This window comes from Candidimonas humi (genome assembly GCF_019166065.1).
Lineage (GTDB): Bacteria > Pseudomonadota > Gammaproteobacteria > Burkholderiales > Burkholderiaceae_B > Candidimonas > Candidimonas humi.
This window is the reverse complement of record NZ_JAHTBN010000003.1, coordinates 285,874-310,557: the sequence shown is the minus strand read 5'-3', so window position 1 is coordinate 310,557 and position 24,684 is coordinate 285,874. Positions and strand designations below refer to the sequence as shown.

32 protein-coding genes and 2 riboswitches are annotated in these 24,684 nt (G+C 60.4%); of the genes, 30 read left to right on the top strand and 2 right to left on the bottom strand.

Annotated features, from left to right (window positions below; translation table 11 throughout):
- Positions 1–1,993: 1,993 nt before the first annotated feature.
- The 14 genes from KVP10_RS08370 (at position 1,994) to KVP10_RS08305 (ending at position 10,389) form a co-directional block, all read left to right on the top strand.
- Positions 1,994–2,464 carry a DUF1566 domain-containing protein gene (locus KVP10_RS08370; RefSeq protein ID WP_217964100.1) on the top strand — a complete coding sequence of 157 codons (471 nt, stop codon included), beginning with the start codon at positions 1,994–1,996 and terminating at the stop codon, positions 2,462–2,464.
- 415 nt (positions 2,465–2,879) lie between these two features.
- Positions 2,880–3,407, top strand: coding sequence for a hypothetical protein (locus KVP10_RS08365; protein ID WP_217964099.1), 528 nt, complete (start codon positions 2,880–2,882; stop codon positions 3,405–3,407).
- A gap of 38 nt (positions 3,408–3,445) precedes the next feature.
- Entirely contained in the window at positions 3,446–3,847 is a 402-nt protein-coding gene (locus KVP10_RS08360) for a four helix bundle protein (RefSeq protein WP_217964098.1), read from the top strand.
- A 187-nt stretch (positions 3,848–4,034) separates the two neighbouring features.
- Entirely contained in the window at positions 4,035–5,198 is a 1,164-nt protein-coding gene (locus KVP10_RS08355) for a reverse transcriptase/maturase family protein (RefSeq protein WP_246600490.1), read from the top strand.
- A gap of 478 nt (positions 5,199–5,676) precedes the next feature.
- Entirely contained in the window at positions 5,677–6,150 is a 474-nt protein-coding gene (locus KVP10_RS08350) for a hypothetical protein (protein WP_217964097.1), read from the top strand.
- Positions 6,151–6,209: 59 nt separating this feature from the next.
- Entirely contained in the window at positions 6,210–6,770 is a 561-nt protein-coding gene (locus tag KVP10_RS08345) for a hypothetical protein (protein WP_217964096.1), read from the top strand.
- 29 nt (positions 6,771–6,799) lie between these two features.
- Complete coding sequence (locus KVP10_RS08340; protein ID WP_217964095.1) at positions 6,800–7,255, top strand: hypothetical protein; 456 nt, start codon at positions 6,800–6,802, stop codon at positions 7,253–7,255.
- Positions 7,256–7,361: 106 nt separating this feature from the next.
- Positions 7,362–7,658 (top strand): hypothetical protein, encoded by a 297-nt coding sequence (locus KVP10_RS08335; RefSeq protein WP_217964094.1) that lies wholly within the window; start codon positions 7,362–7,364, stop codon positions 7,656–7,658.
- Positions 7,639–7,839 carry a hypothetical protein gene (locus KVP10_RS08330; protein WP_217964093.1) on the top strand — a complete coding sequence of 67 codons (201 nt, stop codon included), beginning with the start codon at positions 7,639–7,641 and terminating at the stop codon, positions 7,837–7,839. Before KVP10_RS08335 ends, KVP10_RS08330 begins: the two co-directional genes overlap by 20 nt.
- A complete protein-coding gene (locus KVP10_RS08325; protein WP_217964092.1) occupies positions 7,823–8,035 on the top strand; it encodes a hypothetical protein in 213 nt (70 codons plus the stop codon). Before KVP10_RS08330 ends, KVP10_RS08325 begins: the two co-directional genes overlap by 17 nt.
- Positions 8,032–9,363: a hypothetical protein gene (locus KVP10_RS08320; protein ID WP_217964091.1), complete on the top strand. Its 1,332-nt coding sequence runs from the start codon at positions 8,032–8,034 to the stop codon at positions 9,361–9,363. Before KVP10_RS08325 ends, KVP10_RS08320 begins: the two co-directional genes overlap by 4 nt.
- Positions 9,363–9,944: a hypothetical protein gene (locus KVP10_RS21265; protein ID WP_246600489.1), complete on the top strand. Its 582-nt coding sequence runs from the start codon at positions 9,363–9,365 to the stop codon at positions 9,942–9,944. Before KVP10_RS08320 ends, KVP10_RS21265 begins: the two co-directional genes overlap by 1 nt.
- Positions 9,941–10,189, top strand: a complete 249-nt coding sequence (locus tag KVP10_RS08310; RefSeq protein ID WP_217964090.1) for a hypothetical protein — start codon at positions 9,941–9,943, stop codon at positions 10,187–10,189. Before KVP10_RS21265 ends, KVP10_RS08310 begins: the two co-directional genes overlap by 4 nt.
- Positions 10,190–10,191: 2 nt before the next feature.
- A complete protein-coding gene (locus KVP10_RS08305; RefSeq protein WP_217964089.1) occupies positions 10,192–10,389 on the top strand; it encodes a hypothetical protein in 198 nt (65 codons plus the stop codon).
- Positions 10,390–10,428: 39 nt separating this feature from the next.
- On the opposite strand, the gene tnpB is transcribed toward KVP10_RS08305, so the two are convergent.
- Positions 10,429–11,562 carry an IS200/IS605 family element RNA-guided endonuclease TnpB gene (gene tnpB / locus KVP10_RS08300; protein ID WP_217964088.1) on the bottom strand — a complete coding sequence of 378 codons (1,134 nt, stop codon included), beginning with the start codon at positions 11,560–11,562 and terminating at the stop codon, positions 10,429–10,431.
- Positions 11,563–11,704: 142 nt separating this feature from the next.
- Between tnpB and KVP10_RS08295 the strand changes: the two genes are divergently transcribed.
- The 8 genes from KVP10_RS08295 (at position 11,705) to KVP10_RS08260 (ending at position 14,929) form a co-directional block, all read left to right on the top strand.
- Entirely contained in the window at positions 11,705–11,914 is a 210-nt protein-coding gene (locus KVP10_RS08295) for a hypothetical protein (RefSeq protein ID WP_217964087.1), read from the top strand.
- Positions 11,911–12,192, top strand: a complete 282-nt coding sequence (locus KVP10_RS08290; protein WP_217964086.1) for a hypothetical protein — start codon at positions 11,911–11,913, stop codon at positions 12,190–12,192. Before KVP10_RS08295 ends, KVP10_RS08290 begins: the two co-directional genes overlap by 4 nt.
- 2 nt (positions 12,193–12,194) lie before the next feature.
- Positions 12,195–12,431: a hypothetical protein gene (locus tag KVP10_RS08285; protein WP_217964085.1), complete on the top strand. Its 237-nt coding sequence runs from the start codon at positions 12,195–12,197 to the stop codon at positions 12,429–12,431.
- The gene (locus KVP10_RS08280) at positions 12,428–12,676 is read left to right on the top strand and encodes a Y16D family protein (RefSeq protein ID WP_217964084.1); all 249 of its coding nucleotides are present in this window, start codon (positions 12,428–12,430) and stop codon (positions 12,674–12,676) included. The genes KVP10_RS08285 and KVP10_RS08280 overlap by 4 nt, the downstream gene beginning before the upstream one ends.
- 181 nt (positions 12,677–12,857) lie before the next feature.
- The gene (locus KVP10_RS08275; protein WP_217964083.1) at positions 12,858–13,379 is read left to right on the top strand and encodes a macro domain-containing protein; all 522 of its coding nucleotides are present in this window, start codon (positions 12,858–12,860) and stop codon (positions 13,377–13,379) included.
- On the top strand, positions 13,363–13,575 hold the full coding sequence (locus tag KVP10_RS08270; protein ID WP_217964082.1) for a hypothetical protein: 213 nt from the start codon (positions 13,363–13,365) through the stop codon (positions 13,573–13,575). The genes KVP10_RS08275 and KVP10_RS08270 overlap by 17 nt, the downstream gene beginning before the upstream one ends.
- Positions 13,576–13,641: 66 nt before the next feature.
- Positions 13,642–13,863: a DUF4224 domain-containing protein gene (locus tag KVP10_RS08265; protein WP_217964081.1), complete on the top strand. Its 222-nt coding sequence runs from the start codon at positions 13,642–13,644 to the stop codon at positions 13,861–13,863.
- Positions 13,864–13,909: 46 nt separating this feature from the next.
- Complete coding sequence (locus tag KVP10_RS08260) at positions 13,910–14,929, top strand: tyrosine-type recombinase/integrase (RefSeq protein WP_246600488.1); 1,020 nt, start codon at positions 13,910–13,912, stop codon at positions 14,927–14,929.
- A 359-nt stretch (positions 14,930–15,288) separates the two neighbouring features.
- Here the strand turns inward: KVP10_RS08260 and KVP10_RS08255 are convergent, their stop codons facing one another.
- On the bottom strand, positions 15,289–16,743 hold the full coding sequence (locus KVP10_RS08255) for a sodium:solute symporter family transporter (RefSeq protein ID WP_217964080.1): 1,455 nt from the start codon (positions 16,741–16,743) through the stop codon (positions 15,289–15,291).
- Between the two features lie 59 nt (positions 16,744–16,802).
- Positions 16,803–16,910, bottom strand: a riboswitch (TPP riboswitch).
- A 64-nt stretch (positions 16,911–16,974) separates the two neighbouring features.
- Positions 16,975–17,073, top strand: a riboswitch (TPP riboswitch).
- A 47-nt stretch (positions 17,074–17,120) separates the two neighbouring features.
- Here KVP10_RS08255 and KVP10_RS08250 point away from each other — a divergent pair.
- The 8 genes from KVP10_RS08250 (at position 17,121) to KVP10_RS08215 (ending at position 24,677) form a co-directional block, all read left to right on the top strand.
- On the top strand, positions 17,121–17,903 hold the full coding sequence (locus KVP10_RS08250; protein ID WP_217964079.1) for a 3-oxoacyl-ACP reductase: 783 nt from the start codon (positions 17,121–17,123) through the stop codon (positions 17,901–17,903).
- A 14-nt stretch (positions 17,904–17,917) separates the two neighbouring features.
- A complete protein-coding gene (locus KVP10_RS08245) occupies positions 17,918–19,210 on the top strand; it encodes an LLM class flavin-dependent oxidoreductase (RefSeq protein WP_217964078.1) in 1,293 nt (430 codons plus the stop codon).
- Positions 19,211–19,618: 408 nt separating this feature from the next.
- Positions 19,619–20,245: a hypothetical protein gene (locus KVP10_RS08240; protein ID WP_217964077.1), complete on the top strand. Its 627-nt coding sequence runs from the start codon at positions 19,619–19,621 to the stop codon at positions 20,243–20,245.
- 123 nt (positions 20,246–20,368) lie between these two features.
- Positions 20,369–21,073, top strand: a complete 705-nt coding sequence (locus tag KVP10_RS08235) for an RNA polymerase sigma factor (RefSeq protein ID WP_217964076.1) — start codon at positions 20,369–20,371, stop codon at positions 21,071–21,073.
- A 275-nt stretch (positions 21,074–21,348) separates the two neighbouring features.
- A complete protein-coding gene (locus KVP10_RS08230) occupies positions 21,349–22,254 on the top strand; it encodes a TauD/TfdA dioxygenase family protein (RefSeq protein WP_246600486.1) in 906 nt (301 codons plus the stop codon).
- A 6-nt stretch (positions 22,255–22,260) separates the two neighbouring features.
- Positions 22,261–23,463, top strand: coding sequence for an alpha-hydroxy acid oxidase (locus KVP10_RS08225; protein ID WP_217964075.1), 1,203 nt, complete (start codon positions 22,261–22,263; stop codon positions 23,461–23,463).
- A 2-nt stretch (positions 23,464–23,465) separates the two neighbouring features.
- Positions 23,466–24,245 (top strand): fumarylacetoacetate hydrolase family protein, encoded by a 780-nt coding sequence (locus KVP10_RS08220; protein WP_217964074.1) that lies wholly within the window; start codon positions 23,466–23,468, stop codon positions 24,243–24,245.
- Positions 24,246–24,248: 3 nt separating this feature from the next.
- On the top strand, positions 24,249–24,677 hold the full coding sequence (locus KVP10_RS08215; protein WP_217964073.1) for a nuclear transport factor 2 family protein: 429 nt from the start codon (positions 24,249–24,251) through the stop codon (positions 24,675–24,677).
- The last annotated feature ends 7 nt before the right edge of the window (positions 24,678–24,684 follow it).

The following is a 24,684-nucleotide window of genomic DNA, read 5'->3' as shown; positions in this document are numbered from 1 at the left end:
CATTGCCACCAGGGAGGTAGCGTCATGAATTGTACAGAAGCCGGCCAAGAAGACGAAGACTACAAAATCGCTCTTACCAAGTCCGAGCAGCTTCAAGCACTGCTTTGCAAGATCTTTGAAACTCCTGGCCTAGACCAGGGTGACCGAGCCTTACGGGACTTAGCTGAAGAGCTTTCCGCCGACATTCTGTATGCGGTTCGCCGCCTTCGGTAGCACGGAAATTAGAAATACGCCGCGAAAGCGGCTTTTTTTACGCCTTCAGAAAAATAACTAGCTTTGCTATTGACACGATAAAAGAGCATTGCTATTATTCTCCCAAGCCTCAAGCAACACGAGGCCCCGGCCCAGCCGGAACGCTCTTTAAAAACCTGCAGTGTGGTCCACACCAGCCTCTGGCTGGCGAATAACGGCACACGAACGATGCTGCGCACTGCCGTGAGGTGTAGGTGCGCCCGGTGAACGGAGGGAAAGCGACTGTGTAAGCCCTGGCAAAAAGACGACAGAAAAAACCGCATGGATGTTCCCCGCGATTGGCGTGAGGCCTTCAATAGGCGCGGGATGCGGCGCTCCCCTGAAGCAGTGGGTAGGGGACGGTCAGGAAACCGTACCGCAGCACTTACGGAACCCGAGAGCGTGAGCCGGCACAGCGCCGGGAGTGGCACGCCAGAAAATTTCTACGGCCTGGCGACAGGCCGCATCCGAAAGCTACGTGACAGGCGGCTTTCGGATGGCAGCAGCCCATGAGGCACCTGAAACATGGAATCGACCCCGCCTGGAGTTGCTAGCGCAGGCCAAGGGTCGACAGAGAAGCCGAAACTGTAAGCCATCACGGTCCTGCCTTCGGGCAGGGCCATCATCGAAACGGCGGCGTGGAAGGACACGCACCGCAGAGTGACAAGCCGCTCATAAGCGCCATTTGGACACCCAACGGAGGTGGGCGCTGCGGTTCGGTAGCAGGTATCAAGCCCAGCCCGTTTCGATGATGGTTGTCTCCCGATGCTGGGTGTTGCAGCACCCCGATCATCACTTCCGCCCTGGCGAAGAGAAAGGCCAGGACTATCAAGAAAGAGGGCGTCCCGTGCAAAAAGCTGATCAGGGCATCCGTGCAATGCGAACGGGCGGACGTAGGATGCACACCGCTGTCAGGTTCCCTCTTTCTTGATGGTGAATGCGCTTTCTGGCGCACGTTCCTAGGAGCGCGGTGACGGCCGGCCCATCCTTCCGCTCTGGCGAAGTAAAAGGCCAGAACCATCAATGGTGCAGGACAAGAGTTATCTGTATCGACGCCACCTTGCAGGCGCATTGAATCGAGAGATAGCGCTCTCGATGTCGGCAAGGCTGCACCATTGATGGTGAATGCGCACTGCTGGGCGCTCAAACGTGATTCCATCAACAGCGGCGCAAGCCCTGGCACGAAGACTCGGACACAGAGGGTAAGCCGAGGTCGAAGATCAGCACCGGCCACCATCAAAGATGAAGCCGTGAGCATGCGGACAAGCTGGAGGGTAGCCAGCAATCGAAGCGGATGCCGCATGAGCCTGGACATCAACCAGGGCGGTGCAGCCTCGCGCATGGTCCCGGCGATACGGGCCACTGAATTTCCTGGGGATGTTTCGAAGCGAGGATGCCTGCCACGATCCCCTGATGGCAGGATGCCCACGATCCATATCAAGTCGTGAACGCCCGGACGCTGGTAAGCCGCGTGGGGGAAGCAGGCGTGACTTACGCCGGATGGAGAGAATCCGGCACTTAATACCTGAGAGAGAGGGCCTTGAGCGTACGCAGCAATGCAGAGTACGCGCCAGCGGTGTGCCGTCGGGGGAGTTGCAGGAACCGGCCGAGGCCCGCACGGGCGACAAAGTGCAATCTGGCAGGCCCCACACGAGCGGCGCAAGCCCAGGCCGGTGGCATCCCGGCGCCGGTCCGGAATCATCCGGGCCGGCCTCTCCACTGACCCATTCTTCCTTTTCCCCCACCACCAACGGAGCGTCGCATGTCGACAATACCCTCGGCCGACCTGGCCATTCCCAAGCTCAACGAATACTGGCCCGGCCAGGGCGGCCTGTTCAAGGGTCTGCATCCCCTGGGCGGTTACCTGATCGCCGCCGAAGCCCTGTTGAAAGACGAATTCCAGTTTGGCCTCTACGGTAAACGGCTGGATGACTTTTCGGATATCGACGGCGCCGAAAACTCCCGCAAGCTGATCGAGCTGGATAGCCCGGCCGCGAAGGCTGCGACGGCCTACACCCGCGATGGCCATTCCGATTTCTTTCTACCAGCGCAGCGTGAATTGATGCTCGTACATGTCGCGCAGGGTCGTGTAGCGGATGGTCCGGTCGTCTTTTCATCCTCGCCTTTTGGCTCCCGCTACGCCTGGGCTCTCGGCTTCGAGCTCGGCAGTTGCTTCAACTGGCGTCGCGGCCACGAGCTTGCCGTGCTCCCCGTCCGCAGATTCATCCCTTGATCTCTTCACCCCTTCGGCTGGCGCGCTCGTGGCAGCCCCATCCCCGAACAGCCTGAGTCTCCCGGGTTGTTCGGGGATGGCGGTCTAGCAATGTGCTCCGTTGGGTATGCAAACGGCCTCGGACAGCCACTGCCCACGACAGAAAGTAAGAGCGCCACCCTTCCCCCTATCGAGATATCCATGCACACACGCAATTTGAATTGGCCTGGCGGCGTTAATCGGGCGGATAGCAACTGGACTGGTAGAGCGCCACGCGTCAGCAACCTGGGCGGCGGATTCGCGCCCGACAGCCACCGCATCCCGAAGAAAGCTTGGATCGGTGGGATCGTTTTTATGTTGATCTTTTTTGGCCTTATGCCTTTCCTTGGCTTTGCGGCCGGATTCTGAATCAGTACTTTTCACAATAAGGATAGCCATGTCGTCCCTACATATACCCCTCGCAGATCAGGGAAGCGTCGACCTTCCCTTCGAAAAGGTCGCCCAGGTATTTCTCCCGAGACTTCTGGAGTACTTGAAAAGCCGCACTGCAATAAGCAATACTCCGGTCGGCGCGCCCGCAATCGGCCAGCCGTGGCCAGAGCAAGGCGGCATTTACCTAGGGCCGCGCATAATCGACGGATCGCTACGTCATCGTGTGTTCGTCGAGGATCAGAGCAAACATCCTAGGGGCGTGACGTTTGACAACGTCGGGAACGCCGTCAGCCTGCTAGGTCCCATCAACAAACTTAACGATTGGGCACCAGCGGACATGGAAGACGTGATGCTGGCGTTCATTCATGCGCGGCAGTACTTCCCGAAATCCGGGCGGGAGAGTGTGTACTGGACCACAAAGCCTTATGGCTCCGACCTCGCCTGGGCTCTCGACTTCGAGGACGGCGGTTGCGGCGGCTGGGGTCGCCACGGCGAGCTTGCCGTGCTCCCCGTCCGCAGCATCACCTCTTGATCTCTTTATCCCTTTCGCGGGCGTAGCCCGCTTCCAGCATGGCTTTGTTTACCGATCTCGAAATCTTCAAGACCACATTGAAACTTGTCACGCTATGCACGAAGTACGTTGCCACGATGGACAAGAACTACCGCGGCACAATCGGTGCAGATATGCGGCGCGACTGTCGAGAGGTTATTCAACGCATTCAACTTGCAAATAGTCGTAGCGGCAAGGAACGTATCGAGCAAATCGAGGCGCTACGTTGGGCGGTAGGTCAGATCGAGGTGGCCGTCAGGATATGCGTCGATCCCGAGGTGCGCGCACTGAGTCCTACTCATCAGGCTCGCCTTATACCGCTCACCGTCAGCATCGGAAAGCAAGCCACTGGCTGGAAACAGCAAACCGAAAACGCGCTCGCTCGCCAGGTCGCCACGGTGGCCCGGCCCATGCGCTATTGATCTGGTCGCGCCGCTGGGATACTACCCCACCGACAGGCGCATCAAGGATACCGGCGGCTTCGGCCGCGCTGGTCCTGCGCAGTTTCCCTGCTGATTCGGCGAGGCCTTCGGCGGGGCGACGTGAATAGCGCGACATTACGCCTTATGGCTCCAACAACGCCTGGGCTCTCGACTTCGAGAACGGCAATTGCAACAACTGGAATCGCAACAACGAGCTTGCCGTGCTCCCCGTCCGCATATCAAATCGGCTTCTGCTGTGGATTCAAGCTACTCGTTCTCGCGCCTGGTGCAGGCTTACTATCATTGCCGGCGCCATAAACGGAATACTCATAGTGCATTGCGCTTCGAACTGAACCTCGAACGCAATTTGATGGACCTGGATGAAGATCTCCGGGACGGCAGTTACCGGCCTGGAACTTCCATCTGCTTCGCTGTCACGCACCCCAAGCCGCGCGAGGTCTGGGCGGCGGATTTTCGTGACCGAATCGTCCACCACCTGATTTACGACTACCTCGCGCCTATCTTCCTGCCGCGGTTCATTGTGGATTCCTTCGCCTGTATTCCCGGGCGTGGGCCCCTTCGCGCAGCGGAACGTGTGCAGCACTATGCGCGCAGCATCACCCAGAACTGGCAGCAGCCCGCCATGTACTGCAAGATGGATCTCGCGAATTTCTTCGGGAGCATTGACAAAGACATCCTTTGGACGAAAATCGCTTGCCGGGTTCGAGAGCGATGGTGGCGCGAACTGGTCCGCGTCGTGCTGTTTCACGATCCTCGCACCGATTTCCAACTTTGCGGTAACCATGCAGATCTGGAGCGCGTGCCGCGCCATAAGCGGCTGACGTATGCGCCAGATGGGTGCGGGCTCGCCATCGGAAACCTCGTCCCCTCGCAGTTCGGCGCGAACATTCTTCTGGATTGCCTCGACAAGTTCGCCAAGCATCGCTTGCAGGCCAGGTATTACGTGCGCTATGTCGATGATTTTCTGCTGCTGCATGCGTCTGCGGAGTGGCTCATGGCGGCGCGCATGGCGATCGAGGCATTCTTGTCAGAGCTTCGGCTCACACTCAATCCGCGCAAGACAATTGTGCAGCCGGTGGCACGAGGCATTGACTTCGCAGGCTACGTCATCAAGCCGTTCCGGTTGGAAGTGCGGCGCAAGACGGTGAGCGATGCGCTTGACCGCATCGAACGCCAGCCGCCGGCTAATACAGTTCACACAATCAATAGTTACCTGGGCTTAATGCGACATGCATCGGCTCACCACGACCGCGCACGCATCGCGAACGCGGCTCGACGCCGCGGACATTGCGTCGATGCGGCACTCACAAAAGCATTTTCTCGCGGCTAGTCCCGAGTTGGATCAATGATTGGTGCAGGTATGCCACTAGTGTCCACCTTCTCCAGGGCGGCTACCGCATCGGCTCCTACGATTTGAGCCTCCCGCAGCGAATTCAATTTTCTTTGGGTTGGGATCCTGAAAATTTTTGCATCCGCCGAGCCGTCAAGCGGTTTCGTTGAGATCTCTCCCCAATAGGCACCGTCGCCGGCTTGGCTGGCTGATGACCATACCTCAAACCCATCGATTTCTCTGACTGGCATCGCTCTCTCCGATAGAAGTTTTCGGAAATCATAACTTTTCTTCACTACGTGAGGCCCGGGCGCCCAATAAGCGCCCGGGAACTGACTATGTCTGACGTTCTACGCATTACGGCAGGCTTCGCATTGATCACCGCAGGCACTTTCCTGCTGTCGCTGATGTTTTAACCGCCGCCAGTCGGTCACTGGCAATACTTAGGAGAAACCACATGCAAGTTCAGAAAGTCCTTTTGGCCGCCATTCTGGCGGTTTGCGCTCCCCTCGCATTCGCCCATGGGAACAACTACGGCAATCAAGGCCCCTCGGGTGGTGTGATCGCGGGTGGCGCGGCCGGCTTCGGCGGCTCGGCATCGGGTTCGGCAGCATCGAATTCCACCGGTTCGGTTGCCGCGGGCACCGAGGTCGTAGGCTCCGGCTACAGCCTGCAGGCAGCGGGTGCGATTTCGGGCGGCTCGGCCACCATCGGCGGTCAGGTCGCACCGTCCGGTGCCACAGTCAACACCGGCACGACGCAATATGCCGTCTCCGGCGGCTTCGGCGCGACCGACCAGGTCGGCATGCAAGGCAATTCCATCCTGAATGGCAATTCCGCTTTTTCGTCTTCCGACAACACGGCCTCGGGTACCGCCAATTTCGCTACCGGCGCCATCGGCGGCATTGCCGGTTTTCAATCGATCGGTGATTTCAGCCACAACAACTGGTAATCGGCAGACGGGGCCGGGTCGCAACCGGCCCCTAACGGCCAAGACTTAGGAGATTCCACATGAAAATCATTGCCTTGGCCGCTGCGGCCATTGTACTGTCCTCGCCCGTATTTGCGGGCACTACCGCTTCCAGCTCGGCGCAGACGCAGGCATCCTCTGCTGCGGCGAACATGGGCAACAATCAGGCGGTGACGTTCACCTCGGCGCAGCCCTATCAGCACACCCGCGTCGACACAACGCCGAGCTTGTATACAGCCTCTTCAGCCTTTTCATTTTCACCGAGCAACTGCGGTGGTTCGGATACTGCCGGCGTAGGCTGGACAGGGTTCGTCATTGGCGGCAGCCACGCCAAAGAAATGTTCGACTGCAACGTGCGGCAGGATGTCGTCGTGCTGTGGCAACTCGGCCTGCATGAGGCCGCAAAGCTGCGGATGGCCTGCTTCGGTTCTGACCTCACCCGCAAGGCGTTTGAGGCGTCCGGTGGCGTATGCCCTGAATCCGCCACGGCGAAAGGCATCGAAGGCGCCCCCGAGGGGCCTAAATTTCGCGTGGCCGCGAGCCTGCCCGAAACTATGCACGGAACGATTAATTCCAATGGCACCGTGACCTGGAAGCACTGAATATCCAGCCACCGGCCTGGATGCACCCTATGAGTAACCGTCATCCCAAGGCCCGGCGTACGAAACGCTACACGCCGCGCCCTATTCATCCACCTATGATCATCGCCTCGGCGTTAGTCCTCGGGCCCCTCATTGCCATTCTCGACCGCCTTGAGATCGACGGCACCGTCAATGTCGACGAAAGGGGTGATCCGATTCTGCAGGACGGCGACGGTAATTGGTACGAAGCGGCCGGGGGCATCGAGGGGCTGATCTGGCATCTGGAAATGCACGCAGCCAGACACAGCGTCAGCTTGCCGCTTGACGGCCTGCGCGAGCTCGAGCGTGCATTCCGCTTTTGCTCCCCAGTGCAGTCCTCAACGATTCGCAAGCTGCGCCAGGCGATGCCAATGCTGCAGCGCCTCATGGCTACGGCCGACCCCGAAGACCAATTGGACTTGCTGCAGCAAACGCGCATCAAGGCCGCGATGGAGCCATCAAAGTGAAACGAATACTGAAACAAGGCGCCACGGTCGCGGTCTATTTTGCATGCGCCTGTGTCCTTTTGGGTGTCATGGCGGCGACATTCGTATGGGCACTGGGAGATCCGATGTGAGCGTGGACACAAACAAACTGCGCGAGCTCGCGGGAAAGCAGCGAATCAAGGATCTAGATGTGTCCCTGATCCTGCTTTGCGCGGCAAACGAATTTGACGCCCAAGCAGCGCAGATAGCGCAGTTGCGGGAATCATTACGTAAGGCCGAACAACTCACCCAAGTCTGCGGGGACTGGAACCTGGATGAAATCGAAATCGACGGCGAGATGATCGACACCCTAGATCTACGTAATGAATTTCGGGCCGCACTCGCACAGGAACAGGGAGGCAGCGATGCGAACGGTGATCGTTGAGGTGAAGAGCGACATCCTGGGCGATGACGTGTTCTGGCGCGGCCCGGAAAATTTGATTGAGGAAATCCACAATCTGCCAGCCAAAATGCTTGCCCGAACCGTGGTCACCACCGGGAAGCCGGCACAAATAGGAATGTGGCATGTAAGGATCGAGGACGAGCATCATGATAACCAAGCCTGAAAACATCATCGAAGGCATCCAGCGCCAATGTGACCGTGTGCGCGAGATATTGCCCCTGTACGACGAAATACCGACAGGCGTATTCGCGGCAACGATGATGCGCAATTCGATCAAAGCAGCAGAGGCTGCAATTGCATCGGGCGATGTGCTGGCGATGATCGCCGCGTACAAAGACTTAGAGGGGTATGAGGCATGACAACCAAGACTGACATCACACTGCCGCCGCTACCGGTGGGCATCACAGAGCACGGCATTGTAGGCCACGATGGGTCGGTCTACGCAGATGTGGAGATGGAGTGCTACGCCCGCGCCGCCGTCGAACTTGATCGGCAGCAGCGTGACACTCACCTAGACTACAAAGAATTGTACGAACAGATGTGTGAGCGCTGCGACGTGCTTGACAAGGCGCTTGCTGAATATGAGCAACGCGGGGAGGCTGTGGCGTACATGTCCGAGGATGGCCGAGTTGTGAAAGCAAAAACGCGTAATACGGCCATGCCCGCTGTGTCTCAACAACTGTTCAGTATTCCACTTTACCGATATCCACAACCCACCGAGCCAGCAGTTAAGCAATCCCTGACGGGTGACGAGCGCGAGGCGTTTGAGCTGGCGTGCCAGCAAGCGAAAAAGCATTTTCACAAAGTATCACCTTGCGACGGCTCCGAGCCGTATTACATAGATACCCCAACTCAATCTGCCTGGTGGGCATGGCAAGCCCGTGCAGCACTCGAATCAACTACTCAGCAATCCTTACAAGTTGCCGAGCGTTGTCCGTATTGTGACGGCACTGGCGATGTGCATTCACCTGACGGGAAATGGCGAGGTATTTGTAGCTGTTCCGCAGGAGTTGCGCTGTCTACCGAGCCGGTGAAGGTGCCGAGTACAGCCGAACTGCTGTCGGCAATCCAGCGGTATGCCGACGAACGCGCCAGCATGACGGAGGTCCGATGCACGGATGCGGCAGACACTGAGCAACGAGATGCGGCCGACAGGACTGCGCAGGCATATTCTGATATGTGCGCTCTGCTTGCCCGCTATGGCGCACAACCTGCCGCGAATGTGCCGAGCGATGCGGAACTCAGCCATCTGATAGTGCGGCACCGATTAATGACTGAGCCTTGGCCAAAGCAGTCGCAAATTAATGCGTTTGCACGAGACGTAATTGCCCGGCATGGCGCACATACCGGCGTGCCTGCATGCGTCGTCAAAGACAGGGGTTTTCTAATAGAAGACGGCAAGCACGTCCCTTCGCTGCTAATTACATTCCCCGTGAATGATTGGGATAGCCGTGACCGTATGGCCGCAATACTATCCACCACAACAGCAGATGGGCAACCCGACGCCCAAGCCATCCGCGAAGCGGCGCTGGAAGAAGCGGCCCAGCAATGCGAGGGAAAGTATCAGCCTTGGGGCAATTCTGCCGATGATCGCGCAGCAGATTGCATGTCACGGTCGGCAGCGCGTATCCGCGCCCTGAAATCCCGGACGGCGCAGCAGGACGCCGCCCGCGCAAAGGAGCATTAATGACAACCACCGCTGATTTCAACCCCACAGTCTGTGCCTGGGAAGATGCCGGGGCCCCGCACCCTTTCGCGACATTCCGAGATGGCTATGAGGCCGGCCTGCGAGCCCGAGTCGGCGAAGCTCATGAGCGCTGCGCCCATCTTGCGCCGCAAAGCCCCACCCATCCATCTGTCAAGGAATCCTTGACAGTTGCCGAGCCAGTGAAGCCTCCTATACGTCACCCAGACGTGTATGACAATAATTCGGCAGAAGGCATGGGAGCGGGCTCGGGATGTCGACGCCGCTCACGCGGCGAAGGAGGGTTGATGGGCTACATAAATCCTTTACTGGAACTTCCCGCGGGAAAGGCGTTGATGCAGTTACCGGCAGGCGACCGAGCGCGCATCGAGGCGGTGATGCGTGAGCTACGCGACCAGGCCAATGCCGAAGCCGAAATGGCATGGCGCCGTAGGAAGGGGCCGATGGCCGCATACTGGCGTGCCGTCGCCACCTATGCTCGTCATACCGCGCATGCGCTCAGCGGCCGATCACCCAACGTATCAACAGGTGTTCAAGATTCCATCATGCCGAAGGGGGAATGAAATTGAGCAAATACGCCGAATTTGACGACCTTCTGATTCACATAATCAAGTCCGGTCGAAACACATTCACGACGATGCAAACCCAGCAGATGACTGAAAGGGCTTCCTCGCTTGCGACTGCAGACCGATTCGGAAGAAAGCTAGAGTTCCGCGTGTTCGACAGACGATTGCAGGCGCTTAGCAAAGCCGGAAAGATCCGGTTTAAGGGAGGCGTGTGGTCTGTGGTTGAAGAGGCGAAGGAGTAGACATGAGCGACACACAACTCTGGGCAATACTGATCGAGGAGCCTGACGATCTCTACGCGATGCCATCGCTCAAGGATGCTCAGGCGCACATCAACATTCTGCGCCCGAGCCTGGAGAAATTGGGGCTTTCGTCGAAAGTCGTTCCGTGGCCGCACTCGGCCGAGTCTCATGCACAGAACTTGACATCCTCCCCGCCCTAAAGGACGGGGATTCCCACTTCACGGAACCCAGCCAATGCCTCAAAGAGACACAGGACTTACAGCTTCTCCATGGGCTGACACCGCCAGTCCGGCGGCCAATACGTTGCGGGCAGCGTTGATGTCCCGGTCGTGGATAGAACCACATTCCGGGCATGTCCACTGTCGCACATTCAATGGCATCTTGGGCATGGTATGCCCACAGTCCGAGCAACGCTTGGACGATGGGAACCACTTGTCGATGCCGACCAGATCACGCCCATACCAACGGGCCTTGTATTCCAGTTGCCTCACGAAGTCCGACCAGCCTGCATCGGCGATGGATTTGGATAGGCAACGGTTTTTCTGCATGTTCGACACGGACAGGCTTTCTACGGCGATCACTTGGTTTTCGTTTATCAGCCGGGTAGAAAGCTTGTGCAGGAAGTCCCTGCGCGAGTCCGCGATCTTTGCGTGCAGACGTGCAACTTTCAGTTTCGCCTTGGCGCGGCGATTTGAGCCTTTCTGCTTCTTGGCAAGACGACGCTGGAGCTTTGCCAGCTTCGCTTCGTTCTTGCGAAAGGTATTGGGAGCGGCGACTTTCTCGCCGGTCGAGAGGATGGCGAAATGAGACAGACCCAGGTCAATCCCTACCTTGCCCGAAACCTCATGCTTTGCGGCTACGGCATCGTCACACAGCAGGCTGACGAAGTAGCGCCCTGCCGTGTCTTTGGAAACCGTGACAGTAGTGACCTTGGCGGCTTTGGGAATCTGGCGCGACCAGCGGATGGCAAGCGGTTCGGCCATCTTCGCCAGCTTGAGCAATTGGCCGTCCCACTTGAAGGCGCTGGTGGTGTATTCGGCAGACTGCTTGCCGTCCTTGCGCTTGAACTGCGGATAGCGGGCACGCTTGGCAAAGAAGTTGGCAAACGCGGTTTGCAGATGGCGCAACGCTTGCTGCACCGGCACGCTGGAGACTTCATTCAACCAAGCGTATTCGGGTTGCTTTTTCAGGGCAGTCAGCTCGGCAGAGGACTCATGGTAGCCGATGCGCTCCTGCCGCTGCATCCAGGCATCGGTGCGCAATCGCAGCATGTGGTTGTAGGCAAAGCGCGCGCAGCCGAACGTCCGGGCAAGAATTTGCTCCTGCTCTGGCGTCGGGTAGAACCGGAATCGGTAAGCGCGTTTGATATCCATGCCTCACATTATATCGGATATGTGTGTAAGACACTGTATTTTTATCCAGCGGTGCAGCCTATCGGCTGCGCTCCTTTCCTCCCCGGCCTGAACGCCGGGGTTTCTCGGAGCAACTGATGAGAGAGCATTTGAAGGACTTTACATGAGTACGCGCACAATTATCGAAATCAACCGCGATTACCTCGGTCCTGGCCAATGCGCCTCTCTCTGTGCGCTGGTGAATCATCTAGGGCTGTCAGTCATCACTGGCGAGCTAAACAGGCTGAACGGGGATCCGATGGACTGGCATGACGGTATTCGCGTCCTCGCTCAGCGCCACCACTCCGAAACGCTCGAGCTGAAGGTGGAATGATGCGCACCGTCGAAATGACAGATATATTCGGCGAGCCCCTGGTCGTGCGCATCAGCGAGGCCAAGCGCAAGCCCACCGAGCCGAAGGGCTATGCGGCCGTTCCCGGCACCGGTCCGGCAGGGGAAACCTGCCGATCATGCCGGCACAAGGTGGCCAGCAACTGGACGGCGAAGCGTTATCTCAAATGCGCGCTCATGCAAGCGCACTGGACTGGCGGCCCGGGCACGGACATTCGCGCTGGATCGCCGGCGTGTGCGCGCTGGGAAAAGAAGGAATGACCATGAGCGATTTCGGAACCATGCCGGCTTTTCCTGAGCCGGTTCTGTATGACCCTACTCACCAAATTATTGAGTCAGGACGAGCCTATGGCTTCTGCCCCGGCCTGAACATTCAGCAGCACGTGTGGCTGACACTATATGCCGCTCGCATCGCCTCCGGCGAAACGCACATCGATGCGTTGCTGTCCACGGACAAACGCTTGGATGCCGTACTGAAGCGGCTGGAGGAACTGGCATGAACCGAATCACCCACGTAGCCATCCTGCACAACGACAAAGCTCATGCGTTGCCTGCCCCGCACCGACACCACGACATTATCCGGTCAATGGGCGGCATCCACGGCCCCGACACGCAAGGTTTTCTGGACGATCAAGGCAATTTCCTGACGCGCGAAGAGGCCCTGCAGGTAGCGCTAGACGCCGGCCAGGTCAAAGACCCCGCCAACATTCGCGCCGGCCGACTCTTTTCGGAGGATCTGTGGTGAACAGCACTAAACCCGAAACTGAAATAACGACAGCTGAGCAAATCAGGTCGCGGGCGCAGCAACTGATCGATGATGCTAAATCGGCGAGCATTGTAGTGCGCATCGATCTTGTACCACTTCAACCATTAGCGATGGGCAATCTGGAAATGGTCGTGGACGTACGGTCGGCAAGGAACAGAGCATGAAAGTCATTTTTCGAGACTTGAAAAGCGACGTTGTCGCGGCGGTTCAAGCAGCATTCGCAGATGTGTCGCAGTTCGATATCGCATGCGCCGATATCTTCAGCGGGGGCCCTGCCGACGCAATCGTCAGTCCCGCTAACAGCTACGGCACGATGGATGGCGGCATCGATCTGGAATATCTGCGGCATTTCGGTTTTTGGCTGGAAGCGAGATTGAAAGGCGCCATCGCCAAATTGCCTGGCGGCCGTCTGCCCGTAGGCGAAGCACTGGTGGTGCCGAATGAGAACGCCGAAATTCCGTACATGATCAGCGCCCCCACGATGCGATATCCGGGGCCGGTGCCACATACGCAAAATGCATACCTGGCTTTTTCGGCTGTATTGCAAATCGCTAAGCGACATGGATATGACTGCATTTTGTGTCCCGGACTGGCAACATTGACGGGACGTATGGCACCCACCGAAAGTGCACGACAAATGCGGCGCGCATGGGATGAGGCAGAGAATGAATCAGCCAGATAACCACCTTGATCTCTCGCGCATCGTCTATGACGGCGCCCACCGTGATGGCTGGAACGCTGCGGTCGAGGAAATGCATGCCCTGCTCGAAGGGCTGCGCATCCAGTCCGAAGCTGGGCGTCGACTGCCCGCGGCGGTGGTCTATGCAAAGGCCCTGCGCCATTTGAGGGCGCTGAGATCGCGTTCTCGCTCGCGCTAAACCAAATCTGGATTCTAGAATCACCAGCGCCCCCCCACAAGGGGCGCTTTTCGTTGGGAGTACGATATGTTCCTGAACGATGAAGAACTTGCGGAATTGACTGGCATTCGTAAGGGCCGTGATGGGAAAAGCCGTGAACAATTGCAATGTGAGCATCTGCGCAAAGTCGGTATTCCGTTTTACCCCAACGCCCGTGGCAAGCCGGTTGTAGTCACCGAGGCTCTTATCGGGCGTCAACCAGAACCATCCAAGCCTAAATGGCAACCAAAGGTGCTGCAATTGAGGTGATTCCATGGGGCGAAGGCCATACAAATATACGAATTTGCCGCCCAGGATGAGAGCACGTCCGAAAGCCAAGGGTAAACTCTATTATTACTACGATATGGGCGGCAAGCCGAGGAAGGAGAGACCACTCGGCTGCGATTACATCCTCGCGCTGCAAGAGTGGGCGAAACTAGAACAGGTTGCCAGTATCGCCAAACCAACATTCAATGATGCGGCGGATAGATACCTCATTGACGAACTGCCTCACAAGGCCCCGCGCAGCCAGCAAGATAATCTCAAAGAATTACCCAACTTGCGTGAGTTTTTTGGCGATGGATTGCTTGATGAAATTGAGCCGGTGCACATCAATCAGTTCATGGCCTGGCGCGTCAAAAAGGCGCGCGATTGGCTGAGAAAACATGGAAAGTCGATTGATAAGGAAAGCGGTCATGTCCGAGCAAATCGTGAGCGGGCGCTCTTCAGCCACATCTTTAATTATGCACGCGGGAAAGGTTTGACCGCGGCGACAAATCCCTGCCTCGGTATCGAAACGCTGGATGAGTCGGGGCGGGATGTATATGTGGAGGATTCGACTTATAAGATAGTTTGGGACGCGGCACGCGAACCGCTACGCGACGCCATGGACTTGGCCTATCTGACAGGCCAACGTCCCGCTGATACGGTCTCTATGACCGAACGAGATATCAAAGACGGTCATTTGCATGTTAAACAAGGGAAGACCGGGAAAAAAATTCGCATTGCAGTAGAGGGGGATCTAGCAGCAGTTATCGAACGCATCCGCGCCCGCAGGCGTGGGCACAAAGTCGTCACTATGCATTTGGTGATCAATCAATATGGACGGCCGGTATCACGGCGCACCGTAGCTGCGTGGCTGCGCGACGTTCGGAAGGCGACCGGCATTGACCCTGACTCATTCAAATTCATGGACTTGCGTGCTAAAGCGGGCACTGATAAGGATGATGCTCAAGGCATGATCGCAGCTCAAAACCAATTGGGACACACCACCCCTAAAACAACTGCCCGCTATGTAAGAAACAGACTAGGCAAAAAGGTCAGCCCGACGCGATGATTTAGTCCGCAAAAATCAAGACCCCCGCATAAACAGGGCCTCTCAAACTATCAAAAATAGGCAGTTTGCGGACTGAAAACCGACCGAAAGCCGCATGAATATTCGGTTTCCTCGCTGGATTGCAAATCCGTGTACCCCGGTTCGATTCCGAGTCGCGCCTCCAATGCACGCCTAGTGCGCACAAATGAGCCGTAACGCGGCTGCATAAACCAATACCCGGCAATTCGATCAGCGAGCCAGCCGCCTGCAAGCGGCCATGATTCGCGCGCGGGGAATAATAATCTGCGGACTCTCTGGGCCGGGGCAGCGGGCCCGGGTGGCCCGCCCTATTACCTCACTAATTACCTACTACTCAAGCGTCACGACGCTCCATCCTGATCGAGCAGCCGCACCGATGCGCCCAGCTTGGCGAAATCGAACTCCTGCATCGAGCGGCGCAGCGGCCGTATGATCAGGATCACCACCACAGGCACCAGCGCCGCGGCCAGGAAGGATTCCAGCAGATGCTCCGGCTTGGCGCCCGGCATGGGGAACAGGGACAGGCCTGCCGCCAGCCCGCAGAGGGTGCCGGTCATCGCCGAGAAGCCGTCATGGCGCTTGCTGAACAAACCGTAGAAAACGGGAAAGGCCGCTGCGGAACACAGCAAGTCGGCCAGCAGGAACAGATAGAGCACGCTGAATCCCTGGGCCGCGACGAGCACGACGGGAATCGCCAGCACGAAGATCAGGCTGCGCGCCAGGCGCATCATGGTGGCGCTGCGGGCATTGGGCAGCAGCCTGCCCAGGTCGACGGCGATAAGGCTGGAGACGGCGCTGATCGCGGTATCCGAACTGCTCATCACCAGGCCCAGGCCCAGCGGTATGAGCAGGATCGCGAACCACAGCGAGGCATGCGGAATCAGCACGCTGAAGAGCGCCACGGAACTGTCTCCGCCCGGGGCCAGGCCGACGAAGGCCAGCCCGAACAAGCCCATCAGGAAGATGAACGGCCCCACCATCAGGCCGCCCAGCAAAAAGCCCTTGCGCATGGTGCGGGAGTCGCGCGCGGCATAAATGCGCTGCCAGTTGCCCTGGTGGAACAGGCCGGTAAGGAGAATGGCCACGAAGAAGGTGAATCCCGCCTTCACACCCTCCGGATCGCCCAGGTCCAGCAGCCGCGGCGCCCGGGTGCGCAGCCCTTCGATGGTGGGCATCGCCCCGCCCACGGTGTACCAGCCCAATGCGACCAGGAACAACAGCAGCGGCACGATGACGATCATATGGACCCGATCGGTAAAGATCGACGCCCGCAGGCCGCCGTACGAGGTGTATATCAAGGTGGCGCCCACGACAATGACAGCCGTGAGCCAGATGGGCACCGGCGCGAGCAGGCGCACCAGCTTGCCCACCGCCGTGACTTCGGCCGACATCGCTATGAACAGATAGAACACCATGATGAGCAGCGCCAGGCCGTACATGGGCCGGCCATAGCGGGCGATGAGGAATTCGGTCAGGGAGTGGCCGTTGGGGATCAGCTCGCGCATGCGCCGGCCCAGCGGGATCATGGCGATGCGCGGCGACATGGCGCCCAGCGCGTAGCCGATGATGGCCGCCAGGCCGCCCCATGTCGCGGCCTGCGCGGGGGCAAACAGGATCCACGCGCCCAGGGTCGAGGCCATCAGGGTCAGGATGGTGGCGACGGCGCTCTGGCTGTTGCGGGCCGTGATGTAGTCTTCGAGGCCTTTTTTGAAGCGCCGGGTGTACAGGATGCCGGCGGCCGCGTAGCCGAACGCGCAAAGTAGCAGCCAGGTAACGGCTGTTGAACTGCTGAGCATGGTGAAACCCTTCCCACAAATGAAATGGCGGGAGGGACGCGGCCTGTGGCGGCATGGCGCGTGGCGCGCGACTCCTTCCCTTCGCCGGCATTACCCGGATCAGGTTCTAAGGGTTAGCGCCGATTTGGCGCAATCTCAGCTCGCAACGAGCTCCCCCAGGACAGGCGTAAGGCTAAAAGAGCGGCGGCCGGCTGTCAACGATATTTCAGGATTCCCTGTGGTAAATTGCGCAATAGCGACACGGGGTGTCCCGACGAAGTCGGGGCTGAGACGACACCCGTAGAACCTGATTCAGTTCACACTGGCGGAGGGATGTTCGCGACGCGGCAGCGTACTGCCGACGCCGGGGTTCTTTCACCTGCTACCCGAGAGACATCATGCCCGGCTCCAAGCTATCCTTGCCACTGAATGAACAAATCGTCCTCGTCACCGGGGGCGCACGCGGCCTGGGCGCGCACATCACGCGCGCCTTCCAGCGCGAAGGCGCACGCGTAATCGTCAACTATTTCCGCAGCGCCGAAGCGGCCGCGGCACTGGCCGCGCAGGCGCCGGACCGCACGCTCGCCGTCGCGGCGGACGTACGCGACGCCCGCGCCGTGCAGGCCATGGTCGACCGCGCGCAGCAGCATTTCGGCGCGCCGGTAAGCACGGTGGTCAACAATGCCCTGCCCGAGTTCCAGTTCAACGGCGACCAGCGCCCCCACGCCGACGCCTTGTCGTGGGAAAACCTCAGCCAGCAGATGGAAGGCACCCTGCGCGGCGCCCTGAACACCGTCCAGGCGACGCTGCCCGGCATGCGCGGCGCGGGCTTCGGCCGGGTAATTAATGTAGGCACCAATCTGTTCCAGAACCCGGTCGTGCCCTACCACGACTACACCGCGGCCAAGGCGGCGCTACTGTCCTTCACGCGAACGCTGTCGCACGACCTGGGGCCGGACGGTATCACCGTCAACATGGTCTCGGGCGGCCTGCTGCGCACCACCGATGCTTCGGCCGCCACGCCCGAAGCCGTGTTCGAGTTGATTGCCGGCAGCACGCCGCTGCGCCGCGTCACCACCCCGGCGGAATTCGCCGACGCGCTGCTGTTCTTCGCATCGCCGTGGTCGCGTTCGGTGACCGGCCAGAACCTGGTGGTCGACGGCGGCCTGGTGCACAACTGAGCCGCGAGGGCGCCATGCTGCACCTCAATCTTTTCATATTCGGCTGCGGGCATCATCGGGCAGCCTGGCGCCATCAGGCATCGGCAGCGGAACGCCTGGGCGATATCGGCTACTACGAGGAACTGGCCCGCGTCGCCGAACGCGGCAAGCTGGACGCGATCTTCTTCGCCGACGGCGCCTCGGTCAGCCATATCGAAGACGGCCCGCGCTGGTACCTGGAGCCGCTGACCATGCTGGCGGCGATCAGCCGCGCAACCGAACGCATCGGCCTGATCAGCACCGTCTCCAGCACGTTCTATACGCCCTTCCACGCAGCGCGCCTGGTCGCATCGCTGGACCATATCTCGGGCGGCCGCATGGGCTGGAACGTCGTGACGTCGATGTTCGACGCCGAGGCGCGCAACCACGGCTACGAAGCCATGCCGCCGCATGCCTGGCGCTATGGCCGCGCGGAGGAATTCATCGACGTCGTGCTGCGGCTGTGGGACTCGTGGGCCGACGACGCACTGCTGCTCGACCGCGCTCAGGGCATCTATGGCGCCGCCGACCGGATCAGGCCCATCCATCATCACGGCGATCATTTCCTGGTGGACGGGCCGCTGACCGTGCCGCGCCCGCCGCAAGGCCACCCGGTCCTGTTCCAGGCGGGTGCGTCCGCCGAAGGACGCGACCTGGCGGCCCGCCGCGCCGAAGCCATCTATGCGGTCGCCTACGACCTTCCCGCCGCCCAGTCCTACTACCGGGACATCAAGCGCCGCGTCCGGGAAGCCGGCCGGACCGACCCGGTGCCCATCATGCCGGGGCTGGTGGCATATGTCGGCTCGACCGAAGCGGAAGCCCGCGCCAAGCAGCGCGAGCTCGACGAACTGCTGCCGCAAGAAGCCTCCCTCAGGCAACTCGGCATGTATGTCGAACAGGATTGCATGGGCTGGGAAATGGATGCGCCGGTTCCGCCACTGCCGCCCCTGTCGGCGTTCCAGGGCCCGAAGGGCCGCTACGCCACGATCCTGCGCATCATCGAGGCCGAACAGCCCACCGTGCGCCAGCTCCTGGGACGCCTGGCGGCCGGCGGCGGCCACTGCACCATGGTCGGCACGCCCGAACAGATCGCCGACCAGATGGAGTACTGGGTCCATCATGAAGGCGCGGACGGCTTCAACCTGATGCCGCCCACGCTGCCCGGAGGCATCGAGGATTTCGTCGACCACGTCGTGCCGGTGCTGCAGCAACGCGGGCTATTCCGCAAGGAATACGAAACCGACACGCTGCGCGGGCACCTGGGCCTGCATCGGCCTCCGGGACGATGACACCTTATACGCCAAGGGATTCCGCACGGCCTTGAAGCCCTCGGGCGCGACAAGCACAAAACAAGCGACAGGCACAAGCCAAGGCCGCCTGACGGGCAAGCGGCGCCAAGCATCTCATTAATCTAATCACGCAAGCCCCCGCTCGGGGGCTTCACCCATATCCCAGACGTAGCGCGAACATAAAGCCTGCCCGCCAAACCGAGAGGGGCCTGCGGCGAGCGCCGCGCCATTGAAACGTATTGCTTCGCCGCTGCATCAAAGTGATGAAACGCGACGATGCGCCGCCCCCGCGGGAGGAATTCCCGTCTACGCACAAGACCCGAAACCCCATGCTCTTTCAGGCGTGGGGATAGGGGCTCTTGCGCCCTATGGAGCTTGCTACTGTGAAAGATCACCCAAAAACTCATCATGGCTTCGGCCGCCCTGACCGCCTCTGTGGGGCTCGCGTATGGCAGCTCGGCCATCGCGGCCGAAAACGCGCCGCAAGCCGCCCCGGCCCACGCCATGGCCATGAACTGGTTCGGCGGCCCGGTCTATGACGGCGCCCCCGCCCTGGCGGCCACCGCGGCGCTGGTCCAGGCCGGCGGCGGAGCCGAACACTTTAGCTTCGCGCAGGCCCTGGTGGCGATGCTGGGCGAGAAAACCGTGAACGCCGAAGTGGCGAAACTCACCAAGCAATATGGCAAGAAAGACGTGGACGGCTTCTTGAACGGCATGACCTTCGCCATCACCGACGGCCTGAAACGCGCCACCGAAGCCGGGGTGAAACTACCCGAAGCGCCGGCCGACCTCAAAGGAGTGAAACTGGCACGCACGCTCGTGCAGGCGGGCACGGCCCCCGACGGAACGTTCTGGGCCGGCTATCTGTTCGACAAGGCTATCTCGCACAAGCTGCACAACCAGGTGATGGTCGATATCGACGTGAAATACGGCCATGGCGCGGACCAGAACACGCACAAAATATTGAACCAGGCCATGTACGATGTGGCGCACGCGCTGGGCGACACGCACGTCAAACTGGCCTCGCTGCACTAGCACGCGCGTATGCCAAGGAGCAACGGGAATCCGTTTCTGCCCGATACGCCCCCGCCCCGACCCGCTTATTGCAATAGAACGCATTACATCGGGTTCGCGGAATAAAGGTTCTCGGGGGTTTATATGGGCACAATGGCCGACGCCGTTTCCATCGACGACGCGGAGTTGATCCAACTGGCGGCTTCGGGCGATATCGCCGCTTTCGACGCATTGATGCGCCATCACAACCAGCGGCTATATCGCGTGGCCCGCAGCGTGCTGCACGACGAAGCGGACGCGGAAGAGGCCGTGCAGGAAGCCTGGTGGAAAGCCTACAATCATTTGCAGGACTTCCGCGCCGAGGCCAGGCCCACGACCTGGCTGACCCGTATCGCGATCAACGAGGCCCTGATGCTCCGGCGGCGCAACCAAAGCCGCGAGGCCGTCATCCAATCTGCGTATCAGGATCAGCGGACACAGGACACCATGCCCATGGACGAACTTCCCCTGGCTATACCCGCTTCCTCGCAGCCTGATCAACAGGCCTGGCGTTCGGAATTGCGCGGCCTGATCGAGCAACGCATCGACGCCCTGCCCGATATCTACCGCTCGGTCTTCGTACTAAGGGGCGTCGAAGGCATGTCCGCTAGCGAAGTGGCCGCTGCGCTGGACCTGCCCGAAGCCACGATCCGCGTGCGCTTCATGCGCGCCCGCCGCCTGCTCCAGGACGCACTGGCGCGCGACATCGACCAGCACACCAAGGACGCCTTCTCGTTTGCGGGGGAACGCTGCGACCGCATCGTGGCGGCCGTGCATGCGCGCATAAGAGAGCAAGCCGCCAAGCCCTGATCGGGCCGAAGGCGCTCCGGCAAGCCCCAAGCATCCTTCCGTGCAGAGGCAATCGTAGCCTCGATACACTGCTTACAAAAAAAAGACGGATAGTACAACGCCCAAGGCAGGGCAAATCCCTGGCTCCGGCCAGCGCCGGATTTCCTGCAACACGGCAGACGGAAGCGTGCCCGTTATTTCCACATAAGAAATAATAAGTTTGCACCCCGACGGATACCCAAACGCAGCCATGATGTCTACCATTGCAGCATCGACAATCCAGCGAGGGAATAGACATGATGGATGTTATACCTGCCGGCCAAGTGCTGGGCGCGACGGTCACCGGGATCGACCTTTCGCAGCCGCTAGCCCCGCAGAATCTCGCCGAACTGGTCGAGGCGCTGGGTACGCACGGCGTATTGCGCTTCCCCGGCCAGACGGTTTCCCCGGCTGATCTGCGAGACTTTTCCTCGCATTTCGGAGGGCTGCAGCGTACGGTGTCCAACGCCAACGAGCCGGGCATTCCCGAGGTCAGCATTCTTTCCAATATTGTCGAAAACGGCAAACCCATCGGCATAGTGGACGCCGGGCAAGACTGGCATACCGATATGTCCTACAACGCCGTGGTCGGCTTCGTGAATGTGCTGTATGCGATCAAGATTCCGCGGCGCAATGGGCGCGCCCTGGGGTCGACCTGTTTCGCGAACATGCACGCAGCGTATGACGACTTGCCCGACGAAATCAAGCAGGGGCTGGCCGGGATGACCGCCACCCACGATTTCAACAAATTCTGGGAAAACATGCGCTCGCAGCCCGGCAGCAAGCGCCCGCCGCTGACACCCGAACAACGCGCCAAGAGGCCGCCGTCCGTGCACCCCGTTTTCCTGACCCACCCCATCACCGGCCGCAAAGTGCTGTACTGCAACCCTGGCTATGCAATCCGCATCAACGAACTGGGCGAGCAGGAAAGCGAGCGCATGCTGCAGATCCTGTTCGACCACCAGTTGCAGGCCAAATACCAGATCACGCACGAATGGACCGAAGGCGACGTGTTGATGTGGGACCACATCGGCACGCTGCACAATGCCATGCCTGACTACGAGCCGCACGAACATCGCTTGATCAAGCGCTGCCAGGTGATGGCAGACAAGGTATTCGATCCGGAATTCGTGCGCGCAGTACGCGATCAAGCCAGGCGCTGACTCCCCATGCCCCTGCTTCCTCCTTCCGTGACACAGGCGCAGTCGATCGCCGAATTGCGCTTGATCGCCAAACGGCGGCTGCCCCGGGTAGTATTCGACTTCTTCGACGGCGGCGCCGAAGACGAACTGACCTTGCGCGACAACCGCGTAGCCTTCGAGCGGGTGCGATTGCTGCCCCGCGTGTTGGCCGACGTAAGCCAGGTCTCGACGGGCTGCCAGGCCTTGGGCGCCCCTGCCGGCTATCCACTCGCCATCGCCCCCACCGGGGGCGTGGGCTACGGCTGGCACGGCGGCGACATCGCCATTGCCCGCGCGGCAGCCCGCCACGGCATTCCCTATACCCTGTCGACGAGCGCCACTGCCTCGATCGAGGAAGTGGCGCGCGAAGCGCCGGGACGCCTCTGGTTTCAAGCCTATGTGCTCAAGAACCAGGACTTCTTTCATCAATTGATCGAACGAGCCCGCGCGGCGGATTACGAGGCGCTGGTCATTACCGTCGACCTGGCCGTAGGCGGCAAACGCGAACGCGACGTGCGCAACGGCTTTCGTACGCCCTTCAGGCTGACCCGACGCAGCCTGGTCGACGTCGCGCTGCACCCGCGCTGGGCCTTGTCCCTGCTGCGCCACGGCATGCCCGTCAATAAAAACCTGATCGGACTGCAACGCGACGTCACATCGGTAGCAGGCGCGGCCTCGGCCGTCGGGCGCAATTACGACCCGTCCTTCGATTGGGACCGCCTGGCCCGGGTACGCGACCGCTGGCCGCGCAAGCTCATAGTCAAGGGCGTGCTGAGGCCGGATGTCGCCGACCGCCTGGCGCGGCTGGGCATCGACGCCGTGGTCGTCTCCAATCATGGCGGCCGCCAGCTCGACGGGGGTTGTGCCACCCTGGATGCCTTGCCGGACGTGGTCGACGCCATAGCGGGCCACATTCCGGTCTGGCTGGACGGCGGGGTGCGGCGAGGCGTCGATATCCTGAAGGCGCGCGCCCTGGGGGCGGAAGGCGTGCTGGTCGGCCGCGCCACCCTGTACGGGGCGGTCGCCGGAGGAAACGCAGGCGCCCAGCGGGCGCTGGAGATCCTGACCGACGAATTCGTGCGCGCCATGAAACTTTGCGGGGCCCGATCCATCGACGACATCGATAAAACATTGCTGGCCCGCGCCACCGCGGAGCACAGTCTACGACCTGCGGCCAAGGAGGGCCTGTAAGCATGCGCTGGATACGATACACGGACCAAACCGGTACGCATTACGGACAACTCGAAGGGGAACGTGTGCGCCGTGTGGACGGCACGCCTTTCGACGCCTGGACGGCCACGGACGAGCTGACCACGCTGGACCGAGTCAGGCTGGAAGTGCCGGTGGTGCCGCGCACTTTTTATTGCGCAGGACTGAACTACGCGGCACATGCCATCGAGGCGGCGCGCAAGCAAGGGCAGGAGCCCCGGCTGCCCAAGCATGCCGATATCGGCTATCGCGCGAACAATGCGCTGGTCGCGCACGGCGACAACGTCATCATCCCGGCCGACGCACGGACCGTCCATTACGAAGGCGAACTGGTCGTGGTGATCGGCAAGCAGGCCCGCCATCTTGCTCCGGAACAGGCGCTGGACTGCGTGCTGGGCTACACCATCGGCAACGATGTCAGCGAACGCAATTGGCAGCGCTCCGACCGAACCTTCTGGCGCGCGAAGAACACCGACACTTTCAAGCCCATGGGGCCATGGATAGATACCGGCTTCGACCCGGCCCACGCCCGCACGCGCGTCAGCGTGAACGGCGTGCCGAAGACGGAATTCCCCACCGGGGCAATGATCTACGACGTGCAGACCTTCATCAGCGCCATGAGCCGCTACCTCACCCTCTGGCCGGGCGACGTGATCTGGATGGGCACCGACGGGGCATCTCCCGACCTGCGCGGCGGCGACGTGGTCGAGATAGAGATCACCGGACTGGGCACGCTGCGCAATACCTTTGTACAGGAACAATAAGCCATGACCGCAATCGAACGCCTGGCAGCCATCATGGATTGCCAGCAAGCGATACAGCGTTTTTATTTGGCGCTGGACAGTTCGGATTTCGACGCCGTGGCCGCCTGCATGGCGTCCCAAGGCGTGTGGCATCGGCAAGGCGCAGCCCTATGCGGGCCGGCCCAGGTGCGCGCGGCCTTGGCCAAGCGTCCGGCGGGGCGCACTACCGCCCATATGGTGCAGAACCTGGTAATCGATATCGTCGACCCCGGCCTGGCGCAAGCCCGCTATCTGACATTGGTATACAGACACGATGCGCCGGCCCCGCCCTCGGGGCCGGTGCCGCTAGGCACGCCGCTGTCGATCTCGATACATGAAGAACGCCTGGTCCGGACACCGGCCGGCGACTGGCTGGTCCAGGAAAAGCAGTCCCGGCGCAAATTCGGAGACTGATTCCTGC